The sequence below is a fragment of the Porticoccus sp. genome (assembly GCF_041592135.1).
Classification (GTDB): Bacteria; Pseudomonadota; Gammaproteobacteria; order Pseudomonadales; family Porticoccaceae; genus Porticoccus.
The window spans coordinates 1-12,875 of the sequence record NZ_JBFHQR010000054.1 but is presented as its reverse complement, the minus strand read 5'-3'; the positions used below and the strand labels follow the sequence as shown (position 1 = coordinate 12,875).

Annotated in this window: 10 protein-coding genes; 5 read left to right on the top strand and 5 right to left on the bottom strand. The window is 58.8% G+C overall.

Annotated elements, in window-relative coordinates; all coding sequences use genetic code 11:
* Together ABY948_RS06715 and ABY948_RS06710 are read right to left on the bottom strand one after the other, a co-directional pair.
* Window positions 1–1,332, bottom strand: a 1,332-nt coding sequence (locus ABY948_RS06715) for a DUF294 nucleotidyltransferase-like domain-containing protein (protein WP_461481749.1), incomplete at its 3' end; no start/stop codon positions are given.
* Between the two features lie 527 nt (window positions 1,333–1,859).
* Window positions 1,860–5,525, bottom strand: a complete 3,666-nt coding sequence (locus ABY948_RS06710) for a hypothetical protein (RefSeq protein ID WP_461481748.1) — start codon at window positions 5,523–5,525, stop codon at window positions 1,860–1,862.
* Between the two features lie 719 nt (window positions 5,526–6,244).
* Between ABY948_RS06710 and arfB the strand changes: the two genes are divergently transcribed.
* The 4 genes from arfB to ABY948_RS06690 all read left to right on the top strand — a co-directional run bounded on the left by arfB (window position 6,245) and on the right by ABY948_RS06690 (window position 8,297).
* Entirely contained in the window at window positions 6,245–6,658 is a 414-nt protein-coding gene (gene arfB / locus ABY948_RS06705) for an alternative ribosome rescue aminoacyl-tRNA hydrolase ArfB (RefSeq protein WP_461481750.1), read from the top strand.
* A 289-nt stretch (window positions 6,659–6,947) separates the two neighbouring features.
* Entirely contained in the window at window positions 6,948–7,166 is a 219-nt protein-coding gene (locus tag ABY948_RS06700) for a hypothetical protein (protein WP_461481747.1), read from the top strand.
* Window positions 7,167–7,179: 13 nt separating this feature from the next.
* Window positions 7,180–7,638, top strand: a complete 459-nt coding sequence (locus ABY948_RS06695) for a hypothetical protein (RefSeq protein WP_461481746.1) — start codon at window positions 7,180–7,182, stop codon at window positions 7,636–7,638.
* A gap of 68 nt (window positions 7,639–7,706) precedes the next feature.
* Window positions 7,707–8,297 (top strand): hypothetical protein, encoded by a 591-nt coding sequence (locus ABY948_RS06690; protein ID WP_461481745.1) that lies wholly within the window; start codon window positions 7,707–7,709, stop codon window positions 8,295–8,297.
* Window positions 8,298–8,440: 143 nt separating this feature from the next.
* On the opposite strand, the gene ABY948_RS06685 is transcribed toward ABY948_RS06690, so the two are convergent.
* The 3 genes from ABY948_RS06685 to ABY948_RS06675 all read right to left on the bottom strand — a co-directional run bounded on the left by ABY948_RS06685 (window position 8,441) and on the right by ABY948_RS06675 (window position 11,862).
* Window positions 8,441–10,147 (bottom strand): sodium:solute symporter family protein, encoded by a 1,707-nt coding sequence (locus ABY948_RS06685; RefSeq protein WP_461481744.1) that lies wholly within the window; start codon window positions 10,145–10,147, stop codon window positions 8,441–8,443.
* Between the two features lie 12 nt (window positions 10,148–10,159).
* Window positions 10,160–10,432, bottom strand: coding sequence for a DUF4212 domain-containing protein (locus ABY948_RS06680; RefSeq protein ID WP_461481743.1), 273 nt, complete (start codon window positions 10,430–10,432; stop codon window positions 10,160–10,162).
* Window positions 10,433–10,542: 110 nt separating this feature from the next.
* On the bottom strand, window positions 10,543–11,862 hold the full coding sequence (locus ABY948_RS06675) for a DcaP family trimeric outer membrane transporter (RefSeq protein WP_461481742.1): 1,320 nt from the start codon (window positions 11,860–11,862) through the stop codon (window positions 10,543–10,545).
* Window positions 11,863–12,084: 222 nt separating this feature from the next.
* Between ABY948_RS06675 and ABY948_RS06670 the strand changes: the two genes are divergently transcribed.
* Window positions 12,085–12,738 carry a response regulator gene (locus ABY948_RS06670; protein WP_461481741.1) on the top strand — a complete coding sequence of 218 codons (654 nt, stop codon included), beginning with the start codon at window positions 12,085–12,087 and terminating at the stop codon, window positions 12,736–12,738.
* Window positions 12,739–12,875 lie beyond the last annotated feature (137 nt).

Below are 12,875 nucleotides of genomic sequence, written 5' to 3'. Positions count from 1 at the left end.
CATATCAAAGAAAATGCTGGCGTGCATCAAGGCCTTTGACGAGGGCTGGTTGATCCAGCGCAGAAACTGTTTCTTCCAGCCCACCAGCGGCTGTCGCCATTCATTGGTGGAGGCCATGATGTCGCCGGGGCAGTACAGGTAACCGCAACTGTTCAGGCCGTCGTTGACGTAACGTGCCAGCGCCAGAAAGTACCCGTCGTCACCCGGGGTGACACCGTCGCCCATCAGCAGGCCGTTATCCTGATCGGAAATGGCCGTCTGGTCCCGGCGGCCCTGGGAACCGAACGCCAGCCAGGCAAAGGGTACCGGCGGTTCACCCAGTTTGGCCAGGGCCTGCTTCAACAACTGCCGGGTCAGGGCATCCGTCACCGTGGTGAGCAGGCGACCAATCTGGTCGGCGCTGGCTTCGGCGCGAATCAGGCTGCGCAACAATTCGGGAATGTCCCGGGCCACCTGCTGCAATCCTGCCACCGTATCCTGGTGGCCAATTTCACCAATCAGAAACACCGGATCAGATTTCTGCACCTTCACCAGGTCCGTGGTGGTCAACATCGATACCGGTCTCCCCTCTGCGGTGACCGGAAGATGGTGGATGTTCTTTTCGGTCATCAGCAACAGGGCTTCAAACACCAGGCTTTCGGCAGAGACCGTGGTGGGCTCCAGGGTCATGATTTCCGAGAGCAGTGTCTCCGGGCCGCGTTTGGCCGCGACCACGCGCGCGCGCAGATCCCGGTCCGTCACCAGCCCGCAGAGTTGCCCGCTATCATCCACCACCATCACCGATGACACCCGTTCCACCGACATCAAGGCGGCGATCTCGGACACCGTCTGATCGGGATGGGCATTCACCGGCACACGGGCGGGCAGATCCCCCACCCGGCGGGTGAGCTGGTAATTCTGTTCGCGAAAACGCACCGCATGGCGCAAACGCCTGGCATAGGCCTGGTTAAAAAAGCGATCGAAGGGACGACTGAGGGTGCGCAGTTGTTGGAAGGTATCGGCATCGAGCTGATACAGCAGGCCATCTTCAATCACCACCGCGCGATTGGTAATGGTGTCACCGGTCAACAGTGAGGGATAGCCAAAATAACCGCCAGGCGCGACCCGGTCGAGTAACTGGCCTTCGTCGTTGCGAACCTCAAAGGCGCCGCTGCGCACCACAAACAGACAGGGGTTGGCGTAGTCGAGAATTCCCGCCGACTCCCCGGCGCGGTAATAGGCAATCTCCACCCGGCTTGCCGCCAGGGTCAACTGCTCCTCCGGCAATTCGTCAAAGGGCGTGCAGGTGGCGAGAAAATCCCGCACCGCTGCCACTTCCACACTGACTGTCATAACGATGTCCCGATGCTACCCACCCCTACTTTACCCTAAAGGTAGACCCGCGCCTTGATGGCGGACAATTAGGCTAAGGTGGAATGGCAGTCCCGGGCAAACCTCAAGCAGCGGGAATTAACGGGGCATCCGAACAAGACCAGCGGCACTGCCATAGGGGTGAACAGCGTAAAATCCCGTCCAGATCACCGGGATTGAAGGCCTCCGCGTAGGCGATGACAATGTCTTTTGGGTGCACTGCGGTGCAATCCCTTTATCACTTGCTGTTTTTTATAATCCAACATCGCACAGGCGTGGCCGCAAAGCAGCTAAAAAAACAGCCCGCTACAAGCTATCTCTATGTGACTTGCGTTGCTGTCGGCAGAGCTCTTGGGAACTGGCTTCGGCGCGAGGCCACAAGGGGAAACGGGCGGCGGCGGGGTTTGAATATCACCGTGGTTATGGTGCGTCACAAGCTCGTCGAATACCAAGACAGGTCGACCCCCGGGTGCGCGGGAGTCGACGTGCATGCCTAAATTCGCCAGTCCTCAGGAATCCGAGTAGCCCCGGGTCAGAATCCGCCGCACCCGCCGACTTGAGCCGGAGACAGTCAAAACCGTCACCACATAGCGCTCGAGCCAGGCCCTTTCGGCAATTTTCAGAATTTCGCTTTCGCGGCTGTAGAGGCGGACATGGCGACCGCCGTAACTCTCCAGGGTAAACCCTTCGAAATCGCCGAAGTGGTCATACAACAGGCCGCTCACCTTACCCGACAGCATCACCGGCTTCACCTTGCCGGGATCGCCGAGCCCGCTGCTATCCTCGAGCCAGTCGTCATCCCCCGGTTCAAAGAACGGATCGCCGGGGTCGCCGACACCGCCCGCCCCATCTCCGTCGCCACCACCCGGCTTGCCGCCGTCGCCGGGAAGCCCGGGAGCCAGGGTACCGGCGCCGCCGATATGGCCATCGGGGGTGGCCGGCACCACAAAGGGATTGCCCCCCAGCGCCTGAACTTTATTGGCAATGAGTTCCAGATAGTAGATGAAGGTCTTGTACCAGCGGCTGTCCCGGCGCAACCGGGCGGCCCGCCAGCGCAACACCGACAGCAGCCGCAGATGGTGCAGCAGCATGTCGTCCTTGACGGACACCGGCACCCCGAGCTGGAAGCTGCCCACCGTCTCGCGCCACAACCCGGCCTGGCGCCGGGCGGCGGCCACTTTCTCCGGATCGGGGGACTGCACAATGACGGCGCCATCCCCCGCCATGTCGAACAGTGCAAGGTTGGTCACCAGGGTCCTGTTGTCACCGAGGTCGAATGTCCCCCGCCCCGCGGCAGTCGCCCTGGTCCTGCGGCCCCGGGTGGCGGCCGCTGCCGGCTCAGACAGTCCGGACAGCAGCTTCTGCGCCTCTTTGGCGGAGATAAGCTTGGTCTTCGGTCGTTCTATCCCGGCATCGCGGCTGCGATTGCTAATCTGCCTCACCGCGAGGTCGAAGCGCTGGCCTTTTTTGATACCGAGGGGAAATTCCGCCATCACCACACCGGTCTGGCGGTACAGGCAGCGCGGCAACGGGATATAGCGGGTGCCGCCCCCCGGCACGATAACCGTGTGCTCACCGTCGACGCTGATCCCATGGCGGGGATAAATCCGGTCGGCGAGTTCGACCACTTCCCGGGCGTTCCAGCTGGGTATATAGACACGGGTATAGATGCCGTCCGGGGCGCCGCCCAGCCATTCCAGCAGCAGCTCGTCGGGGGGCAGGGTTTCGGTAATCGGTCCCGGCGCAGCCTCGATTTCAAAGGTGTGCAGGGCCATCCGCGAAGCGTCGAGCCCCGGGTTGGCGACCGCGCTCATGGCGAGATTGCGCTGGGCCAGTTTGTCCGAGGTGGAGGGCTTGGCACCGTCGGGAATCGGCGTTCCCGAATACTCGATCTGCGCGACGATACACTGGTGTTCGCCCATCAACTGATCGGACAGGCTGATGGCCGGATCGCCGGACAGCGGTGTCGGCGGCAGATAGGGTTCGCTCAGGTTGTTGTCGAGCAGCGCGCCGAAAAAGGTCGACACCTCGGAGCCCGGGTTGGGCGAAATATCCTGGACGTTGGCGTCGTCGGTCTGCGCGCCGGGGCTTGCCGCGCGGTTTTCCGAGAAGAACGGGAACGACAACCAGCTGTCGCCGCTGCTGGTGACGCCGGGCACGGCAATCGGGTTGGCGCCGGCGGTCTGTTTATAGCCGTCGAGGGGCACGCCGCCCTCGGGATGACGGTAGGTGAGCGCCGCCGTGGTCTGCGAGACAAATATCCGGAAGAACACCCGCACCTGGCTGGCGGCCGCCGATTCGCCGTTCAACCGCACGCGGGCAATGGCAAAGTTGTAGACTTTCTTGCCCGACCCCGTGGTGGTGGGGAAGGGGCTCAGGGTGGACTCGGCCTGGGAGATACTCAGGCTTTCAAATTGCGCCACACTGATCGAGGCCATCAGGTTGCGGACAAACGTGTAGGCCTGGGACTTCGAGGCGTTGGCCGGCAGCGTCTGGCCGAAGACGGTCTCCCCCTCCACCACCGGAAACACGCGGACATCGGAACTGAGCCAGGTCTTGGCGCCGGCCCCGTCCAGGTCGAGCATAAAGGGGTTGGCCGACTTGACCAGCTGCATCCAGGCGGAATCGGTCAAGGGGTCCGCGACCGCGCTGGATGTCAGCGTCGCGTCCACCCGAAAATTCCTGAACAGTTCGACAAAGCCGAAGGCATTCTCGTTCACGAAGCGGATGCGGTAGGTGAAGGTGAACCGTTGCAGCTGGTCGGGCAGTGTTGGCATATCGCTGTCCACGCCGGTGGCTTCCACCCTGATGCCGTCGCCATTGGTCAGGGCGATGCCGTCCTGGTCGAACAGTGCAATCTCCGGCGCCCAGTTGTTGAGGTCGACGTTTGAGGGGGTGAGATCGTCAATGGGGCCGCCGGGAAACTGGCTCGGTTTCAAGCCGTCAACCGTGACCAGAATCGCCCCCTCGAAGATGGGGCCGACGCCCACCTCGTCCTGGCTGAAGGTGCTGCGTTCCAGGATGAGGCCGATGGCCGGGCGCGGCCGCGCCAGCCATTTTGCAATGTTCACATAGACGGCCTTGATATCGGCAAAGGTCTGTTCGGCCCCCGGGTAGTTGTAACCCTGCCCCTTGACGGCATCCGCTCCGGTCAGCGCCTTTTCCTCGTCGGTATCGATGTCACTGGAGCCGGTCAGGTTGATGTCGATGTAGTGGTGGAAGGTTGCGCCGGTCACCACCCGGCCCACGCCGACCTCGCGGCCATCGTAGACGCAGAGGGTATTGACCGTCTTGGCGCTGGCAATCGCGGGATCCAGGGTAGTGCCGGAGGCGGCCAGTATCTGCGAATGTTCGAGCACCTGCCCGGTGGCAATGACCTTGGGGGTTTCCCGCTGGCCGTCCACCACCGGAAATTCCACAAACCCGGGGTCCACCCCACTGGGCAGGGTGTGGGTGTAGTAGGACTCAAGGAGATCCCCTTCGCCTAGGGTCTGGCCCTCGTGCATGTGGTCCGGATAAACCGTGATGTCCATGCCGTTGCGGCGCAGGATCGGGTGCGCCGGGGAAGTGGTCGGGGTGATGGGCTGGGGAATGGAGTCGGACTGGTTTTCGAAATAGACATGGCTCTCGTCCATGCCGTCGTCATTCAGATCGTAGTCGCCGAGGGGGTTTTTCTGCACGGTATCGGCGCGCCCCGAGCTGATGACAGGAAAGTTGCGCGGAAAATCGGCGGGCATCGGTGAGGCGCCATCGCCCTCCCCAAACCAGGCCCGCATCGTGCGCACCCGGGGAATGTAACCACACATGTCCGCGCCGATACTGTCGTGATCCCCGGTGGCGAACACGCCGCCACCCGCGTCCATGAACTGGGCAATTGCACCCAGCTCGGCCGCCTCCAGCTTGTTGCTGCCGCTCGGGTTGGTCGAACCGGGAAATGCATTGCGCCCGTCGAAGCCGATCAGCCAAAGGAGATCGTATTCCAGCAAGTCTGCGCTGGTGGCGAAATTGAAATCCGCGATATCGCCATCGCCGGCGGGGTTGCGGTGCGCCCGCGTCACCTGCATACCGGCACTGGTGAGCGCGCTGACGAGGGTGGTATAGGTGAAGTCCGTTGACGCCGCCGGTTCCTCGAACCGGTAAACGCCATCGAGAACAAGCAGTACCTTGATTGCCATGCTTTGTTACCTCCGTTGTAACGAAAACCTGTCTGAACAGTCACTGTTGAGTCTGTGGTGACGGCATGGCGACTGACGCCACAGCGAACAAAGTATTCCGCTGCCGTTGCCGGCTAAAGGTGCCCCGCCAGATTCAGTTTCCCGAGGTACAGCAAGCCCCGCAACTCCAGCCACCTGTGGCGGGAAGTCCAGCAATTGCATTTCCTGGGAGCGACCTCGAACGCACACCTTCCCGGCGAAACGCTGACCACGATCACTCTGCCAACCGGAAACCAGGTGCCAGGCGGCGCCTCTTCACCGGACAGAACAACCCAAGCCATCGTCGACATCCATGCCGTCACCATAGCTTAGAGCATCTTTTCGACAGGGAAAGACGATTAAGTTCTTATCGTCAATCGAGACCCCAAAAATCGAAATATGTTTTTTAGTTGTATTCTGACAACCGGTCGGCACAGCCCGGCCGATTCGCCGTCGCAAAACATAAACTGGCGGACAGCGCGGGTTGTTATGCAGTAAAGAAAGCATTTTCCCGGCGGCTCTTGCAGCCGGGGGAAATCTGGCGTATCCCGTCCGCTCATGGCGCGATGTGTCAGTTTCCAGAGCCTGCTCACACTGGGACTGCCGAGACAGCATGGCCCCGCTACTTCAGGTGCCATGAGGGTATTTTTCCTCTACTCTATCCCCCAGGACCTGTTCACACTCATTTGGCGATCCAAACCGTGCTGCAAATCTCCACCAACGTTTCCCTCCCCGACGACGAGATTGAACTCACTGCGATCCGCGCCCAGGGTGCGGGTGGCCAGAACGTCAACAAGGTCTCCTCGGCGATTCACCTGCGCTTTGATATTCGCGCCTCCTCCCTGCCCGAGGTCTACAAACAGCGCCTGCTGGCGCTGAAAGATCACCGCATCAGCAGTGACGGCGTGGTGGTGATCAAGGCCCAGCAGTTCCGCACCCAGGAGAAAAACCGGGTTGATGCCCTGGAGCGCTTGAAAGTGCTGATTATCGATGCCATGCGGGTGCAGAAGGCCCGCATTCCCACCAAGGCAACCAAGGCCTCCAAGACCCGACGACTGGACAGCAAGACCCAACGGGGCAAGACCAAGGCATTGCGGGGCAAAATCAGCGAGTAGCGCCGATCCCGGCAGAAGGTCCGCCTATCCGGGCACCCGGTTCTAACGTCCAACCCTATCCCCGCTCTCCCCATCTCAATTACCAAGGCTTTCGCAGCCATGCCTGCACGGGTGCCATCGACGCCAGGCCTGCCTGAGGCAGCCTGTACCAGAGTTGGTGAGCAACTAATCCAGATCAATACATCGCAGCTTTTTTGCCGCAATCTGGATAATTTGGAACTAAACTCAACCCAGGCAAGAACGGGAATGAGGCAGCTTATAAGCTGACCTCATGCGGGAGGTGATTCCCATGATGTACGATGCCATGTGGACGGGCCATTGGGTCTGGATGCTGTTGATCGGCATAGTGGTGGTTGTGCCGGTGTGGCGAATCTGCCTGCGCACCGGGTTGCCCGGCTGGCTGAGCATTTTGATGCTGGTGCCCTTTGTGAACCTGGGATTACTGTATTTTATTGCCTTTGCGACATGGCCCGTAGACGCCAAAAATTCTGAAAACAAAAACTCGTGACGAGGAGTGCGGGATGGATATTAAGACTTTTGCTGATTTGATTGACTGGACCCGCCAGCTGCACGGGCACCTGGCCAAGTGTCTGGTACATGGCGCCGCCAAACACAGAGGCGAAGGCGCCAGATTATTGCTTGAGTATCTGGCCGATCACGAGGTCAAACTGGCGAAGATGATTGAAGGGTTCGAAGCTCAAGCCGATCCGAAAGCGATGCATACCTATGTATATGACTACCTGTCTCATCAGCCATTCACCATGAACCAACGCTGCGATACGCACTACGAAGACCTCAGCTACGACGATATCTGTCGCGAGGTATTCAGCTTCCACGAACAGGTGATGGATCTGTACCGCACCCTCATCAGCAAAGCGGAGACACACGGCGCCAAAGACCTGCTGGAATCCCTGCTGGCCATGGAAAAACATGAAGTCATGCGCCTCTCAACGCAAACCGGCAGAATGCACGATCTCTGATGCTCAAAGCTTCACACAGAAACGCTTTCCGGATGCGGCACAACGACTTGTCCGCATCCAGATAGGGCATGCTGTTCCCGATGAACTGTATGCCATTGCGCTACAAGGCTCTTTTTCTGGGTGTCGCGCTATTGGGCAGCGGCTGTGTTGTTTCCGATAACCCTGAAAATATCCCCGCAGCCGCGATGACAACCGATCTCGGCAACTTTTCCGGCTGTTATCTCAACCGCAGCAGTGCCGACAGCGCTGCCCAGACGCACTTTTTAACCCGCATCATCTGGCCCGGACAGGCGCTTGATCACAGTGCCATCGATGCCGTCAACGTCGACCCATTGCCGGGGAATAGATTCATGGTTGCAGCCGTTGCGAATCACCATGTGGTGCAGCGGCAAACGTTTGTCGCCGGTGAGAACTTTGAGTTCCAGTCTGGGCAGATCCTATTGCCTGCCAGGCTCGAGGGTTCCGGGGCCAGGGAGCCCGGCAATGTGTTTATCGGTGCGATGCGAAGTGCCACGCGAATAGGGATAGACGATCGGGGACAGGGTTATGTTCAGGAAACCACGGCCATCGCCGGTACGGCCTTTTTGGTCATTCCCGTTGCCGGCAAGGTGCACGAGACAATTCGTTTCGAAAGGGCTGCCGATCTATGCGATAGATAGGGCCTGTTCTCACTAATTAGGGCATCGGCCTGGATCAATCTGATAGCAGTCATTTTCCCCGAGACTCGGGGTTTTTAATTCCCCACAAAAAAAAGGCCGCCCAGAGGGCGGCCAGAGGTTGGGTCGAATGAATCGCTGGGCGATTAGTGGCCTGTGGCTTCGCCGGCGCCTTTGGGGTAGCGCAGGCTTTCCACCATGTCTTCAATATGCTGCGGTGCTTCGCCAGTCATTTTCTGGACGGCAAAGGCGGCCACAAAGTTGAAGATCATACCCAGGGTACCAATACCTTCCGGTGAAATACCAAACCACCAATTATCAGGTGTACTCGCAGCCGGGTTGATGAACTTGAAGTAGATGATGTATGACGCGGTGAAGCCAATGCCTGTCAGCATGCCGGCAATCGCACCTTCCTTGTTCATCCGCTTGTGGAAAATGCCGAGGATGATCACCGGGAAGAAGCTCGAGGCCGCAAGCCCGAAGGCAAACGCCACCACCTGGGCCACAAAACCCGGCGGGTGAATACCCAGGTAAGCCGCCACCGAGATACCACAGGCTGCGGCGATACGGGCATACAGCAGTTCCTGCTTATCGGTAATATTCGGCATCAGGTTGCGCTTCAACAGGTCGTGGGAAATCGAGGTGGAAATCACCAGCAACAGACCGGCAGAAGTGGACAGCGCCGCGGCAACACCGCCAGCCGCCACCAGGGCAATCACCCAGGCAGGCAGGTTGGCAATTTCCGGGTTGGCCAGCACCATGATATCGCGGTCGATTTGCATCTCATTGCGCTCATCACCGGAGTAGAACATGCGGCCATCGCCGTTTTTGTCTTCCCAGGCGATCAGGCCGGTTTTCTGCCAGTTGCTGATCCAGTTCGGGGCTTCTGCGTGTACGACGCCCTGTCCGTCGGCACCGTTGATGGTGCCGATCATGTTCACACGGGCAAACGAGGCAACGGCGGGAGCAGTGGTGTACAGAATGGCGATGAATACCAGCGCCCAGCCAGCTGAACGGCGGGCATCCGCCACTTTCGGCACGGTGAAAAAGCGCACGATCACGTGGGGCAGACCGGCGGTACCCACCATCAGGGCGAAGGTGATGAAGAACACATCGATCATGCTCTTATTGCCCGAGGTGTATTCCGTGAAGCCCAACTCCGCCGATAGCCCGTCCAGTTTGTCCAGCAGGTAAGTGCCTGAACCATCGGCCAGGGTGTCACCGAAACCCAGTTGTGGAACCGGGTTGCCAGTCATCAGCATGGAGATGAAGACGGCGGGCACCAGGTAGGCAAAGATCAGCACGCAATACTGGGCCACCTGGGTGTAGGTAATACCCTTCATGCCACCGAGTACCGCATAGAAGAACACCACACACATACCCAGTATCACACCGGTGACGATGTCCACTTCCAGGAAGCGGGAGAACACCACACCCACACCGCGCATCTGGCCGGCCACATAGGTGAACGAGACGAAGATGGCGCAGATCACCGCCACGGTACGGGCCGTCTGTGAGTAATAGCGATCACCGATGAAATCCGGCACGGTAAATTTGCCGAATTTTCGCAGGTATGGTGCCAGGCAGAGTGCCAGCAGCACGTAGCCACCGGTCCAGCCCATCAGGTAAACGCCGCCGTCATAACCCATGAAGGAGATCAACCCCGCCATGGAAATGAAGGACGCCGCTGACATCCAGTCCGCTGCCGTAGCCATGCCATTGGCTACAGCGGGTACACCGCCACCGGCCACGTAAAACTCCTGGGTTGTTCCGGCGCGTGCCCAGATCGCGATCCCGATATAGAGGGCGAAACTGAGGCCTACCAGCAAAAACGTCCAGCCTTGAATATCCATGGTCACTCCCCCTTAATCTTCGTCTTCGTGGACGTTGTACTTGCGATCAAGCGCCTTCATCTTCTTCACGTAGACGAAGATCAGTACAACAAACACATAAATGGAACCCTGTTGGGCAAACCAGAAGCCGAGCTTGAAGCCGAACAGCTTGATGGCGTTCAGCGGCTCAACCAGCAGGATGCCAAACCCGAATGAGACCGCAAACCAAATCACCAGCAGGATCAACAGCAAACGCAGATTTTCCCTCCAGTAAGCTTTGGCGTGTTCGTCAGTTTGGAAACTCATAATCTTGCCTCCCGTTATTATGTTTTTTCGGATACCGCCAACTTAGCCCAGGGCACAGACGCTGTCTGTGCAACCTTGGTCTAAGCTGATCCGAAACTCAGACCAAAACCCTATTGAAAGACGTACTTGCCGGTGAACTGCAGGCGTTTCAGATCGCCGTCGTCACCATTTTCAAGCTCCCGCTCGGCCTTGAAATATTCCACACCGAAGGACAGATTGGTGGTGGGGGAATAGAACAGGTTGAGTGCGTAGTTGCTGACTTCCTCAGTACTGGTATCCGCTACCGAGTCGGGGTTGTCAGCCTTGGTCATGGCGTAGGAAATGGTGCTGCGCAGTTTTTGCGTCCAGAGGTGGCGATAGGCGATAAAGCCGCCCGTTACCTCGAACACATCCAGACCACCATCCGTTTCCACCGCCGCATCGCGGAATGCCTGCAGTGCGGTGTAACGACCGAGATTGCCGTGGTTGACCTGCATTTTCAGGTCGTCGCCGTTGTCGAACTGGTACTTGCCCGACAGGCTCAGGCCATAGCCCCATTCATCGTCATCCTGGGTGCCGGTGTCGTAGGCGATCTGGCGGGCCAGACCGGCGATGTTATAGCTGAATTGACCCAGGGAACCGTCGTAGCGGGCGACGAAATCCGGCACGCTGTTGTCGTCAAAATTATTACTGTCGAAACCGACACCACCATCAAGGGTACCGGTTGACGGGTTTTCCAGCGCCAGGTGAACCGTGCCGCCATTGCGCAACTTGTGAGACCAGCGGGCCTGGGTCTGCCGGTTGAAGATCACGCCGGAAGTGGGACCGATGAAGTCGGCGGTTTCGGGCAGCACCATGGTGCTCATGAAGGTACTCCAGGTCTGCCCGAGCAGCAGTGTGGAGTTTTCATCATAATTCCACGACAGATAGGCGTGGCGGATGCGGGAGTGGGACGAGTTGGAAATCCGCTCATCGCCATCGGCGGTCAACAAATCCATCTCGAAATAGGTACTGACATCCCCCGCGGTGGTTGGCGTGATGGTTTTAAACCAGAAGCGCGAGGTTTTCGCGTGGGCGTCAAATCGGCTGGCCCCCCCGTCTCCTCCCACCGGTATGGTGGATGGCACCAGAATTTCATCGCCAAGCCCGGAGGAGGCGCGCTCGCCATCAGAGTAGTCGCTGGTCATGGCATCCACTTTGACAAAGCCGCCATAACTGAACTTCATCCCTGAGGCCGGACTGTCGATTTTACGGCTGACCGTCGTCTCAATCGCCTTTTGCTGCTCACCCTGCTGTGCCACCAGTTGCTGCAATTGTTGCAGTTGTGACTCCAGCATCTGGATCTTGGCAGACAGGTCCTCGTTACTCGCTGCGGCCATCAGTTGTCCCGAGAATGCCATAGACGGCAACATGACAACTGTGGCGAGCGCCAGTTTTTTCTTGGTATACATGGTTCCTCTCCCAATAGATTTATCTCGCCCTGACAGATTTACGCCTGCACCGCTATATGGGTATGCGACCAAGGTCGATTTGGCTGGAAAATTACGACTAATGTCTAACGGGAACAGGGTGTTGCGAGGCAAAATGCGGCGGCTGGCGGGAAAAATGAATGCTTGTCAGTGGTTGGCGCTGGGACTACCATCAAAAAAAACGGGCAAACCGAACATAATTACATGTCAAAATTTATCGTTGCCGACGATCACCCCTTATTCAGAAATGCCATTTCGCAAGTGCTGCTCTGCCTGGGAGATAATATTGAAGTGGTCGAGGCCCAGGACATGGCCAGCCTGCAAACCAAGCTGGGCGATCACCCGGATGCGGATCTGGTATTGCTGGACTTGCACATGCCCGGCGCACACGGCTTCAGCGCCCTCGCCTACCTGAAGGGACAGGCCCCCAACCTGCCGGTACTGGTGGTGTCAGCCAACGAAAGGCCCGAAATCATGCTGCGCGCGGTCGAGTTCGGGTCCATGGGTTTTCTGCCCAAATCATCGGGCATCGATACCATTCAGGCGGCCATTCACGCGGCGCTCAAAGGCGACGTCTGGCTGCCCACCCAGGCCGGGATGCGGGTGCCCGCCAGTGCGGATGAACAGCAATTGATGGCGGGCATCGCCTCGCTCACCCCACAGCAGTATCTGGTGCTGACCATGCTGGCGGAGGGGTTGCTGAACAAGCAGATCGCCTACGAACTGGACGTCACCGAGGCGACCATCAAGGCCCACATGACCGCCATTTTCCGAAAACTCAGTGTGCGCTCCCGCACCCAGGCGGTGCTGGCCATCAGCAAGCTGAACCTGGAATCGCCCGACCAGGAACCGATCTAGGGCCTGTTCACACTAATTTGGTTGCCTCTGTTGTGACTAAAAAAGCGCCAATCTAGGCGCGAGAAATGAATTTAGTGGTTCTAACTGAGTGACGAGCAACGACGAGTGGCGCTTTTTTAGCCGCAACCCGAAGGGCT

Excerpts from the sequence above, each read along its gene's own strand:
- ABY948_RS06690 (WP_461481745.1), top strand. The coding sequence starts at position 7,707 with ATGCTGTTCCCGATGAACTGTATGCCATTGCGCTACAAGGCTCTTTTT.
- ABY948_RS06710 (WP_461481748.1), bottom strand. The coding sequence starts at position 5,525 with ATGGCAATCAAGGTACTGCTTGTTCTCGATGGCGTTTACCGGTTCGAG.
- ABY948_RS06675 (WP_461481742.1), bottom strand. The coding sequence starts at position 11,862 with ATGTATACCAAGAAAAAACTGGCGCTCGCCACAGTTGTCATGTTGCCG.
- ABY948_RS06695 (WP_461481746.1), top strand. The coding sequence starts at position 7,180 with ATGGATATTAAGACTTTTGCTGATTTGATTGACTGGACCCGCCAGCTG.
- ABY948_RS06670 (WP_461481741.1), top strand. The coding sequence starts at position 12,085 with ATGTCAAAATTTATCGTTGCCGACGATCACCCCTTATTCAGAAATGCC.
- ABY948_RS06685 (WP_461481744.1), bottom strand. The coding sequence starts at position 10,147 with ATGGATATTCAAGGCTGGACGTTTTTGCTGGTAGGCCTCAGTTTCGCC.
- ABY948_RS06700 (WP_461481747.1), top strand. The coding sequence starts at position 6,948 with ATGATGTACGATGCCATGTGGACGGGCCATTGGGTCTGGATGCTGTTG.
- ABY948_RS06680 (WP_461481743.1), bottom strand. The coding sequence starts at position 10,432 with ATGAGTTTCCAAACTGACGAACACGCCAAAGCTTACTGGAGGGAAAAT.